General features: G+C 62.6%; 2 protein-coding genes (1 of these 2 running past the window's edge). Both read right to left on the reverse strand.

Going from position 1 to position 19,657, the window contains the following annotated elements:
* Entirely contained in the window at nucleotides 1-15,012 is a 15,012-nt protein-coding gene (locus RGV33_RS22680; RefSeq protein ID WP_322146230.1) for a non-ribosomal peptide synthase/polyketide synthase, read from the reverse strand.
* Nucleotides 15,012-19,657, reverse strand: the end of a protein-coding gene (locus RGV33_RS22685; RefSeq protein ID WP_322146231.1) for a non-ribosomal peptide synthase/polyketide synthase. The gene runs 7,678 nt beyond the window's last position; 4,646 of the gene's 12,324 nt are visible here — the last part of the coding sequence; its start codon lies off the right edge, out of view — the gene reads right to left on this strand; it ends in the stop codon at nucleotides 15,012-15,014. The genes RGV33_RS22680 and RGV33_RS22685 overlap by 1 nt, the downstream gene beginning before the upstream one ends.

Here is a 19,657-nt window from a genome sequence, read left to right on the forward strand (position 1 = left end):
TCAGGACATGGCTACTGGTTCAACGATCTCGCCGAGCATTTCTTCAGCCTGCGACAGGAAAGTTTCATCCCGCGGGATCTGGAAGTGCCCGCAATCAAGCCATTCGCCGCCCATGCCTGGCTGTTCGAGTTGCGCGGCCAGTTCGCCCGCCTCCTCTTCCCGGCCCAATGTCCACCAGCAAACCGGGTGGACCCGCAACGGCCCACAACGCTTGAGCTTGAGCGACAGCTGCTTGAGTCGCCGGGCCACACTGAACACATGGGCCAGCTCATCAGCGCCCAATGCGACATAGGTTGAAGCCCCACGCTCGACACTCATGGCGGCGTTGAACACCACCCGCAGGTTAGGCGGTGTTTCCTCGCCGTCGATATTCAAACCGGGCGCGGCATCCGGCAACGTGACTCGCAGGAAATCCCGCAGATCGGCTTGCCAGTCATCCGCAGCCCCGGCGTCGACCTTGGCCGACGGCACGAAGCTGTCCACCAGGCCGACAAACTTCACCTGTTGCCCGGCCTGCTCCAACTGCTCGGCCATCAGCATCGCCAGCGTACCGCCGAGCGACCAGCCCAGCAGGTAATACGGACCCTGCGGTTGCTTCTCGCGAATCTGCGCCACGTAATCGCTTGCCATGCCGGGCAACGACTCATCGTTGAAGGCCGGGTCCAGCAACATCCGCGACTGAATCGCCAATATCTGGCGTTGACCGCTCAAACGCCGGGCCAGTGGCTCGTAGTCAAATACGGTGCCGAACCCTGCATGAATGCAGAACAGCGGCGCTACGCCTTTGACCTCGGCGTTCATCGCCAACACCCCGCAGGCTTTTACCGTCACGCCCTGAACGCTGGCCACCAGTTCGGCGATGCTCGGTTTCTGCATCAGGTCGCGCAGTTTCAGGCCCAGCCCCTGGGCCTTGAGCACGCGGCTGCGGGCCACCACTTGCAGGCTGAGGATCGAGTCGCCACCCAGTTCGAAGAAGTTATCGGTGAGGCCCACTCGCTCGACTTTCAGTACGTCCTGCCAAATCTTCGCCAGGGCTTTTTCCAGCTCGGTAGCCGGTGCCACGTACGCCTGACGCTGTTCGGCGTCAGGGTTTGGCAGGGCCTTGCGGTCGAGCTTGCCGTTCGGGGTCAGCGGCATGCATTCGAGCAGCATCAGGTGCGCCGGCACCATGTAATCCGGCAGGCTGGCCTTGAGCTGTTCGCGCAAGCGCTCACACAAACCGTCCACAGCCCCGTCGGCATTGGCCAGCACATAGCCGACCAACTGCTTGCCGCTGGCACCTTCACGCGCCACTACTGCTACGTCACGCACACCCGGCTGCTGCTTGAGACGTGCCTCGATTTCACCCAGTTCGATACGGAAACCGCGAATCTTCACTTGATGGTCGATCCGCCCGAGGTAGTCGACGGTGCCGTCTTCGCGCTGGCGAACCAGATCGCCCGTGCGATACAGACGACTGCCGTCGGCACTGAACGGGTTCGCCACGAAGCGTTCGGCGGTGCCGCCGGCACGCCCCAGGTAACCACGCGCCAACGCGCCGCCCAGGTACAACTCACCCGCGATGCCGACCGGCAAACGGTTAAGGTCGCTGTCGAGCACGTAGCCGCTGCGCTCGCCGACCACGCTACCAATCGGTGCGTAAGCGGCGCCACACTCATCCTCAGCCCCGGCTTTCCAGATCAGGGGCGTAACCACGGTTTCGGTCGGACCGTAGCCGTTGATGATGTAGTGCGGTTTCAGCGCACGCTTGGCCATCTCGTAACTCGCCACCGGCACCGCATCGCCACCAAAGCAGTAGATGCGTACTGCCGGCGGATTACCATGTTGCTCGGCGTGTTCGGCCAGTTGTTGCAAGTAGACCGGCGGGAACGCCGCCACCGTCACGCCATGCTCATGCAGTGCGTTGTAGGTTTGCTCGGCGGTCCACAGGTTGTCGTCACGAATCAACAGACGCGCCCCGTGAGTCAATGTGGTCAACCAGCGTTCATGAGCACCGTCAAAAGCGAACGACATGAAGTGCAGCTCACAGTCGGCTGCGCTCATTTCATAACGCTGGCCGATGGCCAGGCAGTGCATCGCCAGCGGCCCGTGTGCCACACCCACGCCTTTGGGCTGCCCGGTGGACCCGGAGGTGTAAATCACGTAGGCAAGGTTGTCCGGCTGCACCGGCACATTCGGCGCGCTGCCCGGCTGGGCAGTCAGATCAAGGTGATCCAGTTCCAGCACATGCAGGTTGTCCTGCGTCGGCAGCACCTGGCGCAAGCTCGAATCGCTGAGCAACAACGCAATGCCGGAGTCACGCATCAGATAACTCAAGCGCTCACGCGGATAGCTCGCGTCCAGCGGTACATAGGCGCCACCGGCCTTGAGCACCGCGAGCAACGCCACAATCATGTTCTCGCTGCGCGGCAACGCGACACCCACCCGCACTTCAGGGCCAACACCTTGCGCGATCAGCGCATGGGCCAGGCGATTGGCCCGGGCGTCGATCTGCCCGTAGCTGAACGTTTCACCCTTGAAGATCAGCGCCGTTTGCCCGCCGTGCTGAACGGCCCATTGTTCGATACGCCGGTGAACCGGCTGAGTCTCGGCCGACGTCTCGGCAACTGCCGCCAAAGGCACCTGCGCAGTCGGCAGACCGATACAACCGAGCGCTTGCCCGGCATCTTGCGACAACGCCGTGAGCAAGCCTTCCATGTTGCTGCGGATGCCTTCAACCGTCGCCAGGTCGAAATGCTCACGCAGGAACATGTACTCGATCACCAGACCGTCTTCGAGGGTGACCATCAAGTCCATCGGGAAGTTGGTCAGGCCCGCGGCGTTGATTTCGCCAAACGTCAAAGAGTCATCGCGCCACTCGCGCAACGCCTGATCAATCGGATGGTTCTCGAACACGATGATGCTGTCGAACAGCGACTGACCCGCACGCCCGCCCCAACGTTGCACGTCGGTCAGCGGCGTGTATTCGCGCTCGCGCATTTCCAGGTTGAAATCCTGCAAGTCGCGCAGCCACTGCCCGACCGCCTGTTCGGCCGGCACTTCCTTGATTACCGGCAGCGTGTTGATGAACAGGCCCAGAATCGATTCCGACGCCGGCAGGCTCGCCGGGCGCCCGGCCACGGTGGCACCGAACACCACGCAGCGCTGGCCGCTGTAACGGCTTAACAGCATCAGCCACGCGCCTTGCACCAACGTGTTGAGGGTGATCTGCTGCGATTGCGCGAAGGCCTTGAGCTGTTCGGTGCGGGTTTCGTCCAAACGACTGTACAGCGCTTCGTGACCACGGCCATTGCCGGTGCGGGCGACCGCGTCGGCGAGGTAGGTGGGCTCGTCGAGCAACGCCAGGTGCTGGCGCCAGAAGCCTTCGCTTGCATTGGCATCCTGCTGTTGCAGCCAGTTGATGTAACGACGATACGGCACAGCTTCAGCCAGACGTTGTCCGGAGTACTGGCTCAACACTTCACCGATCAACTGCGAACTGCTCCAGCCGTCGATGAGGATGTGGTGATAGGTCCAGATCAACTGATAGCTGCCTTCGCCGACCTGCACCAGCGTCAGGCGTTGCAGCGGCGGACGATCCAGTTCGAAGCCCTTGGCCCGCTCCGCATCGGCCAGGTTCTGCAGGGCTTGTGCCGAATGATCCTGATCACGCCAGTCAAGCAGGCTGATCGGCAATTGCGCATCGCCAAGCACGAATTGGAGCGGCTCGGCCATGTCCTGCCAGAGGAAACCGGTGCGCAGAATGTCATGCCGGCGGCTGACGGTTTCCCAGGCTTCTTTCAAACGTGCAGGCTCAAGGCCCTGTACCGGAATGCACAGTTGGTTGATGTAGAGATCGGACTCCGGCGAGTTCAGGCCCAGGAACAGCATGCCCTGCTGCATCGGCGACAAGCGATACAGACCGTCAAGTCGTCCTTCCGGCAACGGCAGCCCGGCGACTTGCGCCTCACTCAAACCATGCAGTGGCACATCGACCAATACCGCAGCCGGCGACCGGGTCGCCGACGTGGTTTGAACACGCAGCGCCAATTGCTGAATGGTCGGTTGCTGGAACAGGTCTTTGGGGCTCAACTCAATACCTTGCTGGCGGGCTCGGCTGACCACTTGAATCGAGACGATCGAGTCGCCACCCAAGGCAAAGAAACTGTCGGTGGTGCTGATCTGTTCAGCCCCCAGCACGTCCTTCCAGATAGCCACCAGCGCCTGCTCGGTGGCGTTGGCCGGTTCGACATGCAGTTGCGCCGCCGGAAGTTCCAGCGCCGGCAGACGTTTGCGATCAATCTTGCCATTGGGGCTCAACGGCATGTGCGCCAGCCATAGGCAATGCGTGGGCACCATGTAATCCGGCAGCACTGCACCCAGCCAGGCGCTGAGTTGGTCGTACCGTTCGCGCTGCTGCACATCACTGGCGTCCAGCGCCGCCGGGTCAGTTGGCACCAGGTAAGCGATCAACTGCTGGCTTCCCAGCACCTCACTGGCCACGACCACCGCTTCACGTACTGCCGAATGGGCGATCAGGCGCGCTTCGATTTCACCAAGCTCGATACGCAAGCCACGAATCTTCACCTGATGGTCGATGCGGCCCATGTACTCAAGCTCACCCTCTTCACGCAGGCGGATCAGGTCGCCGGTGCGGTACAGACGTTCGCCATGGGTGGCGAACGGGTTAGGCACAAAGCGTTCGGCGGTCATCGCTGCGCGGCCCAGGTAGCCGCGGGTAATGCCCGCGCCGCACAGGTACAGCTCGGCACAAATGCCCTGCGGCACTGTGTGCAGATCGGCATCCAGCAAATGACTGGCAGTGTGGTCAAGTGCCCGGCCGATACGCGCCTGCCCCCCTGCGGTGCGCCGGGTCCAGGTCGAATAGGTGGTGTCCTCCGACGGGCCGTAGAGGTCGTAAACGTGTTCGACGGTCGGCTGTTGATACAGCGCGTCCACCAGGCCTTGCTTGAGCGGCTCACCGGCCAGGTTGATGATCCGCACGCTCGGCGGAATCTGTCCAGCGCGTTGCAGCGCGGCAATGGCCGATGGCACGGTGTTGATCAGTCGCACCTGGTCACGGGCCGGCAACTGCGGTAGCTCCAGGGCATTGCGCGCAATGATCAGCGAGCCGCCGTTGGCCAGGGTGACAAACAGCTCCCACACCGACAGATCGAAGCACACTGACGTCGAGGCCAATACACCCTGAATATCGCTGCGCCGGTAGACCTTCGCTGACCAGTCGATCAGCGCCATGACGTTGCGGTGGGCAATCGCCACGCCTTTGGGCTTGCCGGTGGAGCCCGAGGTGTAAATCACATAAGCCAGGTTGTCCGCAGTCACCGACGTCTGCGGCGCGCTGTCCGGGTAACCGCTCAACTCAACCTGATCCATCAGCACTATTTGCGTATTGCCCGGCACCGTCAGGGTCGCAGCAACGGCTTGCTCGCTCAACAGCACGCGAGCGCAACTGTCTTCAAGCATGTAGGCCACGCGATCGGCCGGATAATCCGGGTCCAGTGGCACATAGGCGCCACCGGCCTTGAGCACTGCCAGCAACGCGACAAGCAATTGCTCGGAACGCTGCATCGCCACACCCACACGCACTTCAGGGCCGACGCCCCGCTCGATCAGCTTGTGCGCCAGACGGTTGGCTCGGGCATCCAGCTCGGCGTAAGTCAGCTGCGTGTTGGCGAAGGTGACGGCGAGCGCATCCGGCGTGGCCGCCACTTGAAGGGCGATGCCTTGATGGATGCACAGGTCAGTGACAAAGTCCGTGTCGACGGTCGAGGCGGCGACGTCGATCAGGTTCAACTCGCTGAGCGAACGCTGGCCCGCTACGGTCATCTGGTTGAGCAGACGCTGCAAATGCGCGCCCAGTTGTTCCACGCTGGCGGCTGCAAAGCTGTCGCACTGATAGCTGAAGTGCATCGACAGTTCATCATCCAAATGCACCAGCAGCGTCAACGGGTAGTTGGTCTGCTCGTGATTGTTGACCTCGCCGAAGCGCAGCTCTTGGGGCGCGCCCTGCTCCAGCGCCGCGGACACCGGGTAGTTTTCAAACACCAGGATGTTGTCGAACAGCGCTTCACCGCTGCGGCCGGCCCAACGCTGGATATCGAACAACGGCGTGTGTTCATGTTCACGCAAGGCAATATTCTGCGCCTGCACGCTCTGCAACCACTGGCCGACGCTGGATTCCGCGCGTGGGCTGGCGATCACCGGCAAGGTGTTGATGAACAAGCCGATCTGTTGCTCGACGCCGCGCAGTTCGGCCGGACGACCAGCCACCGTGGCGCCGAACGCCACACTTTGCTGACCGGTCAGGCGCTGCAACAGCAACAGCCATGCGGCCTGGATCACGGTGTTCAGCGTGACCTTCTGTTGCCGGGCAAACGCCCCCAACCGTTGGGTCTGTGCGGCATCAAGCCGGTAGAGATATTCGCCATGGCCATGGCGGGGGGCGTCGCCACGCTGGGCCTGTAGTGCCTGCGCCAGACGCGTCGGTGCTTGCAGATCGGCCAGTTGCGCCGTCCAGTACTGCTCACTGGCTTGCACGTCCTGGCGTTGCAGCCACTCGATGTAGTCCCGATAACGCCCGGCCGGCGCCGGTTGAGCCTCACCGCTGTAACGTTGCAGCACTTCGCCGAGCAACTGCGAGTTACTCCAGCCGTCCATCAGGATGTGATGGTTGGTGTAGATCAAGTGGCAGCGCTGATCGTCCAGGCGCACCACAACCATACGCAGCAGCGGCCCCTGGCTCAGGTCGAAACCCTGTGCCTGTTGCTCGGTGGCCAGCGCATCCAGCGCAGTTTTCCAATCGCTGCGGGCGCGCCAGTCGAGGACGCTGAACGGCATGTCCAGTTGCTTGTGCACTATTTGCAGCGGCCGCGCCACTTGCCCCTGCCAGACAAAACTGGTGCGCAGGATGTCGTGATTGTCCACCGCCGCTTGCCAGGCCGCGAGGAAACGCTGCGAATCAAGGCCTTCGACATCGAGCCGCACCTGATTGATGTAATCACCGGTGGCTTGTTCGTAGAGACTGTGGAACAACATGCCTTGCTGCATCGCCGACAACGGGTAAATATCGGCGACTTGGCGCGCTGCCAGCGGCAGACTGTCGAGTTGCGCCTGGGTCAGGCCGGCCAGCGGGAAGTCCGATGGCGTCAGGCCTTCGATGCCCGTGGTCAGGCAATGAGCAATCAGTGCCGCCAGTTCATCCGCGTATTCCCGGGCCAGATGTTCGATGGTGGCGCTGTCGAAACGCTCGGTGCTGAACGTCCAGCCGACGCGCAGCTCGCCACCATATACCTGCCCGTTAAGCGTCAGCCAGTTGCCCAGCGGTGCATCCGGGCTCTGATCGACGCCGGCATTGTCCTGCGCCGGAACAAACAGCGCGCCGTCATCGCCTTCAAAACTGCCATCAAACTGGCCAAGGTAGTTGAACGTGATACGCGGTGTCGGCAGTGCGCGCAGGCTTTGCTGCGCCCGAGCATCACCCAGATGACGCAGCGCGCCGAAGCCAATGCCCTTATCGGGGATCGAACGCAATTGTTCCTTGATCTGCTTGATCGAATCGCCTGGCGTTGCCGCCGGGGTCAGGCGCACCGGGAACAGGCTGGTGAACCACCCGACGGTGCGGGTCAGGTCGACGCCGTCGAACAACTCTTCACGGCCATGGCCTTCGAGCTGGATCAGCGTCGAGGACTGACCGCTCCACCGCCCGATCACCCGGGCCAGCGCGGTCAGCAGCAGGTCGTTGACCTGCGTGCGATAAGCCGCCGGCGCTTCTTGCAGCAATTGCCGGGTCAGCTCAGGGTCGAGTCGGGTCTGTACGGTGTGCGCCAGACGATTTTGCTGACCGGCGTCCATACGCTTGCACGGCAAATCGGTGCTGACGTCACTCAGGCAGGCTTGCCAGTAAGCCAACTCTTCCTGCAACGCCGGGCCGTTGGCGTAACGCTGCAAATGCTCGCTCCAGTCTTTGAAGGCACTGGTTTTCGCCGGCAGGCTCAGTGCCTCACCGTTGATGACTTGCTGATAAGCGCTTTGCAGGTCTTCGAGCAGAATCCGCCATGACACGCCGTCGACCACCAGGTGATGGATCACCAGCAACAGACGCTGGCTGCCATCGGCGAGGTTAGCCAGTACCGCGCGCAGCAGCGGCCCCTTGTGCAGATCGAGACTGCGCTGGGCGCGATTACCCAACGCTTCGAGTTCTGCCGCGTCGGCGACATGCTCCTGCCAAAGCAAGGTTTTCGGCAGATTGTCGACCGCAAGATGCCCGGTTTGCCAGGTGTTATCGTGCTGGCTGAAGCTCAGGCGCAAAGCGTCATGGTGAACCACCAGTGCGCGCAGCACCTGTTCGAGCGTGTCCGCAGCCAGCGGCTCGCGCGGCTTGAGCAGCACCGACTGGTTCCAGTGATGGTGTTCGGGAATTTCATCCTCGAAAAACTGCTGCTGAATCGGTAACAGAAGCGCTGCACCGGTCACTGCTTGCTGGTCGATGCTGATTTCGCTCTCGCCGACCTGCGCCACCAGCGCCAATCGCTGCACGGTCTGGTGCTGGAACAAGTCTTTCGGAGTAAGACGGATCCCGGCCTGACGGGCACGACTGACCACCTGAATCGAGATGATCGAGTCACCGCCCAGTTCGAAGAAATTGTCGTTGAGCCCCACTTGCGGCAGCTTCAACACGTTCTGCCAAATTTCAGCCAGCCGCTGTTCCAGATCGCTTTGCGGCGCCTGATAAGCCTGTTGAGCCTGGCTCGCATCCGGCGATGGCAGCGCGCTGCGGTTGAGTTTGCCGTTGGCCGTCAACGGCAGTTGGGCCAGCAACAACAGGTGCGCCGGGATCATGTGGTCCGGCAGGTTTTCCTTGAGTTCGGCACGCACGCTATCGCGCCATTGCGTTTGCTCGACTGCACTGGCTTCAAGCAATGACGCATCACTCGGCACCAGGTACGCCACCAGTTGCTGACCGCTCGGGCCCGGTTGCGCGAGCACCACTGCCTGGCGTATCGCGGTTTGTTCCAGCAACTGCGCTTCGATTTCACCCAGCTCAATGCGAAAGCCGCGAATCTTCACCTGATGGTCGATACGCCCGATGTACTCGATCGTGCCGTCGGCGCGATACCGCGCCAGGTCGCCGGTGCGATACAGACGAGCGCCGTTGGCCGCGAACGGGTCGGGAATGAAGCGCAACGTCGTCAGGTCGGCGCGGTTCAGGTAACCTCGCGCCAAACCGGCTCGCCCGACATACAGCTCACCGATGCAGCCCTTGGATACCAGGTTCAGATCAGCGTCGAGCAAGTACCACGACAGGTCGGGAATCGGTTCGCCAATCGGACTGCTGGCGTCACGCTGAAGGTCGGCCATCGACAATGGGCGGTAGGTCACGTGCACCGTGGTTTCAGTGATGCCGTACATGTTGATAAGTTGGGGCGCCTGATCGCCGAAACGCTCGAACCACGGACGCAGGCTCTTGACCTCCAGCGCCTCACCACCGAACACCACATAGCGCAGGGCCGTTTGCCGACTTGCATGCTCCGGTGCGCAAGCGACCTGCATCAGTTGTTTGAATGCCGATGGCGTCTGGTTGAGCACGGTGACTTGCTCACGGCAGAGCAAGGCGAAGAAGTCTTCCGGCGAGCGGCTGACCTCATGCGGCACCACCACCAGTTTTCCGCCGTACAGCAGCGCACCGAAGATTTCCCAGACCGAGAAATCGAACGCGTAAGAATGGAACAGGCTCCAGACATCCTGGGCGCCGAAGTCGAACCACGCATTCGTGGCGTTGAACAGGCGCAGCACGTTGTGATGCGCCAGCAAGGTGCCTTTGGGCTGACCGGTAGAACCCGAGGTGTAGATCACATAAGCCAGGTTGTCCGGGCTCATGCACACGTGCGGGTTGCTGTCGCTGTAGCCTTCGAGGCCGTCACGCTCCTGGTCGAGCATCAGGCTGCGTACGGTGTTGGGCACCGGCAAACGTCCGACCAAATGGCTTTGGGTCAACAGCAGGCCGATGCCGCTGTCGCCAATCATGTAGCTCAGGCGCTCTTGCGGATACGTCGGATCCAGCGGCACATAAGCGCCGCCAGCCTTGAGGATAGCCAGCAGGCCGACGAGCATTTCCAGGCTGCGCTCAACCGCCAGGCCGACACGCACGTCCGGCCCTGCTCCGCAGTCGATCAGCTTGTAGGCGAGTTGGTTGGCACGGGCGTTGAGTTCGCCATAACTCAGAGCCTGGTCGCCACAGATCACGGCAATCGCTTGTGGCGCGCGCGCCGCCTGGGCTTCGATCAGTTGATGCAGGCACTGCTCGCTCGCAAAGTCGACGACCGCCGGGTTCCATTGCAACAGCATGGCCTGGCGTTCGGCGGCGTCGTGCAATGGCAGCTCGGCGATGCGCTGCCCGCTGTCGGCAACGATGCCCTGCAGCAGGTTGGTCCAGTGTTGCGACAGGCGCGCAATCGTCGCAGCGTCGAACAGATCGGTGGCGTAGGTCAGCTCGGCCCAGACGCTATCGGTGGACTCGAAGGTGTTGAGGGTCAGATCGAACTGCGCCGTGTTCGAGGCCCAGCTCAGGCCTTCGATTTCGATGCGCGGCAAGCGCGTTGCGCCCTGGGCCTGGCGGGTCTGACTCTGGTGGTTGTGCAGCACCTGGAACAGTGGGCTGTGGCTGAGGCTGCGTTGCGGTTGCAACGCATCGACCAGTTGTTCGAACGGCAGGTCCTGATGGGCCTGGGCGCCGAGCACGGTATTTTTCACTTGCTGCAACAGGCTGCGGAACGACTGTTGACTGTCGAATTCAGCCTTGAGTACCTGGGTGTTGACGAAGAAGCCGATCAGGCCCTCGGTTTCCACCCGGCTACGGTTGGCCACTGGTACGCCGACACGAATATCGGCCTGGCCGCTGTAGCGGTGCAACAAGGTCTGGAACGACGCCAGCAACAGTGCAAACAGGGTGACGTTTTCGCGCTGGGCAAGCTGCTTGAGCGCCGTTGCCAGTTCGGGGCTCACCGGGATATCGCGACGGGCCCCGCGGTAGCTCTGCTCCGGTGGCCGCGCACGATCCGTCGGCAACTCCAGCAACGGTTGATCACCGCCGCCCAATTGTGCAGTCCAGTAACTCAATTGACGCTCGCGCTCACCCGCGCCCATCCATTGCTTTTGCCACACGGCATAGTCGGCGTATTGCACCGCCAGCGCCGGCAATTGCGCAACCTGACCCTGACTGTACGCGGCATACAGCGCAACCAGCTCGTCAACCATGATGCTCATCGACCAGCCATCGGAAACGATGTGGTGCAGCGTAATAATCAGCGCATGGTCATCGGCGGCCAGGCGCAGCAATTTGACCCGCAACAGCGGCCCTTGCTGCAGGTTGAACAGGTGCAGGGTTTCTTCGGCGACCAGCGCTTGCAGCACGGCCTCATCCACATCCGCCGCGACGCTCTGCACGTCAAGCGCCAGCGTAACGTCGGGCTGGATCAGTTGCAGGGTCTGTCCTTGTTCCTCGACGAAACAGGTGCGCAGGGATTCGTGACGGGCAATCAGCGCATCGAAGCTGCGCTGCAACGCCGGCAGGTCCAGGTCACCCCGCAGGCGCAGCGCGGCCGGCACGTGATAAGCGGTGCTGGTCGGCTCCAGTTGCCAGAGGAACCATTGGCGTTCCTGGGCATAGGACAGTGCCAGCGGTTGCAGGCGTGGCAACGCGACGATTGGCGGTTCCTGATGTGCCTGCCCGACCCCAAGGGCGGCGACGAAATCCTCCAGGACGCTGTGTTCGAACAGCGTACGCAGCGGCACGTATACGTTCAGCGCCTGGCGCACCCGCGAGACCACCTGGGTCACCAGCAACGAATGGCCGCCAAGCTCGAAGAAGTTGTCACTCAAGCCCACGCGATCCAGTTTCAGCACCGCTTGCCAGATCTCGGCGACCGTGTGCTGGGTGACGGTTTGTGGCCCGCGGTACGTCGCTTGCAACAGGCTGGCATCCGGGGCCGGCAACGCTTTGCGATCGACTTTGCCGTTGGGGGTCAGTGGCAGTTGCGTGAGAAACAGCAGGTGCGCCGGTACCATGTATTCCGGCAACTCGGCCTTGAGGCGGGCCTTGAGTGCAGCGCGCAATGCGGCCTCGCCATCGGCATCAAGGGTTTCGCCGCTGAAAGGCACCACGTAGCCCACCAGTTGCGGGCCCGTCGGACCGTCCTGCGCGACCACGACGGTTTCGCGCACGCTATCGAGTGTGAGCAAGCGCGCTTCGATCTCGCCCAGTTCGATCCGAAAGCCACGGATCTTGACTTGATGGTCGATCCGCCCGACGTATTCGATCACGCCTTCGGCACGGTAGCGGGTCAGGTCGCCGGTGCGGTACAGCCGCGCACCGGTTTTGGAGAAGGGATCCGGCACAAAACGCTCGGCCGTCAGGCTCGGGCGCTGGAAGTAACCTCGGGCCAGGCCGTCGCCGCCGATCAGCAGTTCCCCCGAGGCACCGAGCGGGTTGAGCTCAAGGTCGCTGCCGAGGATATACAGCGCAGTGTTGTCGATCGGCGTACCGAGGAACGGGCGGTGACTGTCGGCGCTCAACGCATGTTGCGCCGACCAGATGGTGGTTTCGGTGGGGCCGTAAAGGTTCCACACGCTCGGCGCCAACGCCAGCATGCGGTGTGCGAGTTCTTGGGACAGCGCTTCGCCGCCGCAGAGGAAAGTGCGGCCTTGAAGGATTGCGGCATGTTCGTTGTCGAGCAGCATGCGCCAGGTCGATGGCGTGGCTTGCAATACGCTCACGGCGTGACGCTCGATCAGGTCGAGTACCGCTTGCGGGTCCTGATGCACGTCCTTGCCGGTCAGCACCACGCAGGCGCCGGCCAGCAGCGGGCCGTAGATTTCCAGGCCGAAAATATCGAAGGAAAACGTGGTCAGCGACAGCATGCGATCTGCCGCAGCGATCCCCGGCTGCCTGATCATGCTCGCGACAAAGTTGCTCAGTGCCGCGTGACGCACCATCACGCCTTTGGGCTTTCCGGTGGAACCGGAGGTGTAGATCGTGTAGGCCAGGTGCTCGCCGCTGACGGTGACCTGCGGCGCTGTCGGCGGATACGACGACAGCTCGTTCTGTGGCTGATCCAGCAACAGGGTTTGTACGCCCGCCGGGATCGGCAACTGCACCTGCAAGTGCGATTGGGTCAGCAACAATTGCAGGCCGCTGTCCTCGATCATGTAGGCCAGGCGATCTTCCGGGTACGCCGGGTCCAGCGGCACATAAGCGCCACCCGCCTTGAGGATCGCCAGCAGGCCGACAATCATTTCGACGCTGCGCTCGACGGCAATCCCGACCAACCGATCGGGGCCGACACCGGCCTCGATCAACCTGTGCGCCAGCTGATTGGCCCGAACATCCAGCTCACCGTAGGTCAACACATCTTCGCCGATGATCAGCGCGCTGGAGTGCGGGTCTTGCTGCGCACGCAAGGCAAAGTCCTGATGCACGCATTCTGCTCGCGCAGTGCGATCGGCGACGCGCAGCCAGTCCTGCAACAGCACAGCGTGTTCGGCACTTTCCAGCAACGGCAATTCGCCGATACGCCGGGCCGGTGCCGCGATGATGCCGTGCAGCAGGTTCTGCCAGTGACGAGCCAGACGCTCGACAGTCTGGGGCTTGAACAGATCGGTGGCGTAGGTCAGTTCGGCGGCAAGGCCGTCGCTGGACTCATACGTATTGAGGGTCAGGTCGAACTGCGCGGTGCGCCCTTCCCACTGCACGTCCTCAACGCTCAAGTGCGGCAATTGTGCCAAGCGCAGGCCTTGGTCACGGCTGGCCTGGTGGTTGAACATCACCTGGAACACCGGGCTGTGGCTCAAGCTGCGCTCCGGTTGCAGGGCCTCGATCAACTGTTCGAACGGCAAGTCCTGATGCGCCTGGGCGTCCATCGCCGATTGCTTGACCTGGGCCAGCAACTCGTTGAACGGCAGTTGTCCGTGGACGTCGGCATTGAGCACCTGAGTGTTGACGAAAAAGCCGATCAGCCCTTCGGTCTCGACCCGGTTACGGTTGGCTGTCGGCACCCCGACGCGAATTTGCGCCTGGCCGCTGTAGCGATGCAGCAACGCCTGGAACGAGGCCAGCAAGACCATGAACAGGCTCGCACCTTCGCGTTGAGCCAGTTGTTTGAGCGCATCGCCGAGGGCTGCCGGCAGGTTCAGTTCGAGCCGCGCCCCGCGCAGGCTCTGCACTGCCGGGCGTGGAAAATCAATCGGCAACTCCAGCACCGGCTGCTCGCCGCCCAAGGTGTTGATCCAATAGGCCAGTTGCCGCTCACGCTCACCGGCTTCCAGCCAGTGGCGCTGCCAGATCGCGTAGTCGGCATATTGCACCGCCAGTTCCGGCAGGATCAGCGACTGCCCGGCGGTGTCGGCGGCGTAATGCCGGATCAGCTCGCCCACCAACAACTTGATCGACCAACCATCGGAGATGATGTGGTGCTGGATCAGCACCAGCACGTGATCGTCTTGCGCCACTTCGAGCAGCGACACCCGCAATAATGGGCCCTGTTGCAGATCGAACGGGCGCGCAGTCTCGCTCTCGACGAACGCCTTGATCGCAGCGTCCTCACTCGCGACGTCGAGGCCTTCGGCCAGCGGCGTCAGGTTGACGCTCAACGGCAGCTGCGGATGAATCACCTGGCAGAAGGTTTCGCCGTGCTCTGCGAAAGTGGTGCGCAAGCTTTCGTGACGCGCCGCCACCGCGTTAAAGCTGCGCTCCAGCGCCGCGACATCCAGCCGGCCCTTGAGGCGCAAGGCGCTGGGGATGTGATACGCGGTGCTGTGCGGATCCATTTGCCAGAGGAACAGTTGACGTTCCTGAGCGTATGACAGAGGAATCGCCGTAAACCCGGAGCGTGTTTGCGGGATCGGCAGGTTGGCCGGAGAAACACCCTCTTCGAGCATCTTTTCCAGGTAAAGCTTACGCTTGTCCAGCGGCAGAGTGATAAAGCGCTTGGCTACCCTCAAAGCAACACTCTTGTCCATCAGACTTCCTCCATATCGTCAAGCAGGGCTTCCAGCTTGCTCAGTTTCTGTTCGTTGATTGCCCCGCCTCCTGTATCGAGTCGAGCGACAAAATCCCCCAGTACGGGGCACTGGAATAACAGTTGCGGGGTCAGCGTCAGGCCCAGTTCAAGGGCAATGCGCGATACCACGTTGACCGCCAGCAGCGAGTGCCCACCCAGTTCGAAGAAGTGATCGTTCAGGCCGATGCGCTCCACGGTAAGCACTTGCTGCCAGATCGCCGCGACCTGCCGCTCAAGCTCACTGTGCGGCGCGACATACGCGGCCTGCATCTGGCTGACATCCACTGCGGGCAGGGCCTTGCGGTCGAGTTTGCCGTTGGGGGTCAGTGGCAACTGCTCAAGGAACAGCAGGTGCGCGGGAATCATGTAGTCAGGTAACGAAGACTTGAGGGCAGTCTTTAGTCCGTCGCGCAGCCGCCGCTGCGCATCGCCGTCGTACAGATCCAGTTGCGCGGCGACCACGTAGGCCACCAGTTGTGCGCCGGTCACGCTTTCGACGGCCAGCACCGCCGCTTCGCGCACCGTCGGCTGGGCGAGCAATCGCGCCTCGATCTCCCCCAGTTCGATACGCAATCCCCGGATTTTCACCTGATGGTCGATCCGGCCCAGGTATTCCAGATCGGCGTCCTCGCGCTGGCGCACCAGGTCTCCGGTGCGGTACATCCGCTCGCCGTTGCCGACGAATGGGTTGGGCACAAAGCGCTCGGCGGTCATCGCTGCACGGCCCAGGTAACCGCGAGTGATACCGGCGCCCGCCAGGTACAACTGCGCCGAAACCCCTTGCGGCACCCCTTGCAGGTCGGTATCGAGCAAATGGCTGGTGCTGTGATCGAGGGCCCGACCAATCCGTGCCTGACCACCGGCACTGCGGCGGGTCCAGGTCGAATAGGTGGTGTCTTCAGACGGGCCGTACAGGTCATAGACGTGTTCGACCGTCGCTTGTTCGTACAGCGCGTCAACCAGGCCTTGCTTGAGCGGTTCGCCCGCCAGATTGATGATGCGCACGCTCGGCGGAATCTGCCCGGCACGTTGCAGCGCGGCAATCGCCGACGGCACGCTATTGATCAGGCGAACCTGATCGCGAGCCGGCAGCTGTGGCAGTTCCAGCGCATTACGCGCAATGATCAGCGATCCGCCGTTGGCCAAGGTGACAAACAGTTCCCACACCGACAGGTCGAAGCACACCGAAGTCGAAGCCAGCACGCCTTGAATGTCATCGCGGCTGTAGACCCTGGCTGACCAGTCGATCAGCGCCATGACGTTGCGATGGGCAATCGCCACGCCTTTGGGCTTGCCGGTGGAGCCGGAGGTGTAGATCACGTAGGCGAGGTTGTCCGGTTGCACTGCAGTGTCGGGCGCGCTGTGCGGATAAACGTCCAGTGCAAGCTGATCCAGCAGTAACACTTGGGTATCGCCCGGCACACTCAGGGTCGCGGCGACGGCCTGCTCGGTCAGCAGCACCCGCGCACGGCTGTCTTCGAGCATGTAAGCGACGCGATCCGCCGGATAATCCGGGTCCAGCGGCACGTATGCACCGCCAGCCTTGAGCACCGCCAGCAAGGCGACAAGCAACTGCCCGGAACGCGGCATCGCCACGCCCACCCGTACTTCCGGGCCGACACCCAGTTCGATCAACTTGTGCGCCAGACGGTTGGCGTGCGCGTCCAGTTCGGCGTAGTTCAGCCGTTTGCCGGCAAAGGTCACGGCCAGTGCATCCGGGGTGGCCGCAACCTGAAGGGCAATACGTTGATGGATGCACAGCTCGGTGACAAAAACGGCTTCGACGCCCGGGACACTTTCGATCAGGTTCAGCTCACTCAGCGAACGCCCGCCTGCGTCAGCCATCTGACTCAGCAGGCGCTGCAGATGCGCGCCAAGCTGCGCCACGCTGGCCGCCGCAAAGCTTTCGCACTGGTAGCTGAAATGCACCGACAGTTGCGCGCCCATGTTCACCAGCAGGGTCAACGGATAGTTGGTCTGCTCCTGGTTGGCCACCGCGCCGAAACGCAGACCTTGCGGCGCACCACGCTCCAGCGCGTCGCCAATCGGGTAGTTCTCGAACACCATCAGGCTATCGAACAGCGCGTCGCCCCCCTGCCCGGCCCAGCGCTGGATGTCTGCCAGTGGCGTGTGTTCAAACTCCCGTGAGGCGAGGTTTTGCGCCTGTACACCTTGCAGCCAACTGGCCAGGCTTTGCTGTGCTTGCGGCGCAGCAACCACCGGCAAAGTGTTGATGAACAGGCCAATCTGCGCTTCGACCCCCGGCAGGTCCGCCGGACGCCCGGCGACCGTGGCACCGAATGCCACGCAATCCTTGCCGGTGTAACGCTGCAACAGCAGCAGCCATGCAGCTTGCACCAGGGTGTTGACGGTGACTTTCGAGGCCCGGGCAAACGTGTCCAGGCGCAGGGTGAGGTCCGCGTCCAGCACTTGGTAATGATCGCCGTAACCGACACTCGGCAAGCCCGCATCAGGACGCGCGATGGCATCGGCCAGGCGCGTCGGCTCTTGCAGGTCATTCAACGCCGCCAGCCAATAGGCTTGGGCAGCCGCCGCATCCTGATGCTGCAACCAGCCGATGTAATCGCGGTAGCGACCGACCGGACGCACAACCGCTTCACCGCGGTAATGCTGCAACACTTCGCCGAGCAACTGCGCACTGCTCCAGCCGTCCATCAGGATGTGATGATTGGTGTAGATCAGGTGATGATGATCGACTGCAGTACGTACCAGTACCAGGCGCAGCAGCGGCGCGCAGGTCAGGTCCAGCCCCAGTGCCCGCTCTTTGTCGGCGAGGTTTTGCAGTGCCACGTCGAGCCCGGCCTTGCCGTTCCAGTCGAGCACGCTGAAGGGCACGTCGACCTGACGCTGTACCACTTGCAACGGTTGCGGCAGGTCACCCTGCCAGAAGAACCCGGTGCGCAGGATGTCATGGGCATCCACCACGGCTTGCCAGGCCGCACGAAAGCGTTGCGGATCGACGCCATCGATGTCCAGGCGCATCTGGTTGATGTAGTCGCCGTTGCCGTGTTCGAGCAAGGTGTGGAACAGCATGCCCTGCTGCATCGGCGATAGCGGGTAGATGTCGTCGATACCTTGCGGCTCCAGTACCAGCGCATCGAGTTGCGGCTGCGACAGTTGCGCCAACGGGAAATCCGACGGCGTCACGCCACGGTTGGCGTGGTCACAGCAATGGCCGATCAGCGCCGTCAGTTCTTGCACATAGTCGTCGGCCAGGCGCTGGATGGTAGCGGCATCGAACATCGCGCCGCTGTAGGTCCAGCTCAGATCCAGCTCCCCTCCGAAGACTTTGCTGTTGAGCGCCAGCGGGTTGCCGAGCGGCCCCTGCATGTTGACTTCTTCACCGCCGGATTCGCCGGTTGGCACAAACAGGGCATCGTCGGCGGCATCGAAGCTGGCGTCGAACTGACCCAGATAATTGAAGGTCAGGCAGGGTACCGGCAAGGCTTGCAGGGACTCACGGGCCTGTTCATCGCCCAGGTGCGCAAGTGCGCCGAAACCGATGCCTTTATGCGGAATCGCCCGCAGCTGTTCCTTGATCTGCTTGAGCGACCCAGCGAGATCCGCAACCGGCGACAGCCGCGCCGGGAACACGCTGGTGAACCAGCCCACGGTACGGGTCAGGTCGATGTGCTCAAACAGGTCTTCGCGACCGTGCCCCTCAAGCAACACCAGCGCATTCTCGTCACCGGTCCAGCGCACCATCACGCGCGCCAGCGCGGTCAGCAACACGTCGTTGACTTGGGTGCGATAGGCCGCCGGAGCGTCCTGCAACAGCTGGCGAGTCAGGGCGCGGTCCAGCTTGCTACGAAGGGTCAGGGCCTGACCATGTTGCTGCCCGCCGTTCGGACGGTCATACGGCAAGGCTGGCGAAGCGCCCTGCAACTGCTGCTGCCAGAAACCCAGTTCGGCCTGCAGCGCAGGCGTTGCGGCGTAGTCCTGCAATGCCGCCGCCCAGGCCTTGAGCGCACTGGTCCTGGCCGGCAGCTGCACACCTACACCTGAGAGGATTTGCCGGTAGGCGTTCTGCAGATCCTCGAACAGAATCCGCCACGACACGCCATCGACCACCAGGTGATGGACAATCAGCAACAGCCGTTGAGTGCCGTCCGCCAGGTTCGCCAGCACCGCGCGGATCAGTGAGCCACCGTTCAATTGCAGGCTGCGCTGGGCCTTGTCACCCAGTGCCTCAAGGGCTGCGAGGTCCGCGACCTCCACGTGCCACAGAAGCGGTTGATCCGTGTGCGGCGCGAGGTCGCGATAGTGCGCCGACCAGCCGCCAGCCTGCTCGACGAACTCCAGACGCAAGCTGTCGTGATACGCCACCAACGCCTCCAGCGCCTGCTCCAATGCGTGTGCATCCAGCGCCTGCGCCGGCTTGAGCATCACCGACTGGTTCCAGTGGTGACGATCGGGAATTTCCTGAGCGAAGAATTGCTGGTGAATCGGTAACAGCACCGTGGTGCCGGTCGCCGGTTGCTGATCGATCGCCTGTACCGTCTCACCGGTCTGTACGACCATGGCCAGCGCCTGAATGGTCTGGTGCTGGAACAGGTCTTTGGGGGTGAAGCGAACCCCGGCCT

Source organism: Pseudomonas sp. Bout1 (genome assembly GCF_034314165.1).
Taxonomy (GTDB): Bacteria; Pseudomonadota; Gammaproteobacteria; order Pseudomonadales; family Pseudomonadaceae; genus Aquipseudomonas.

Excerpts from the sequence above, each read along its gene's own strand:
- RGV33_RS22680 (WP_322146230.1), bottom strand. The coding sequence starts at position 15,012 with ATGGACAAGAGTGTTGCTTTGAGGGTAGCCAAGCGCTTTATCACTCTG.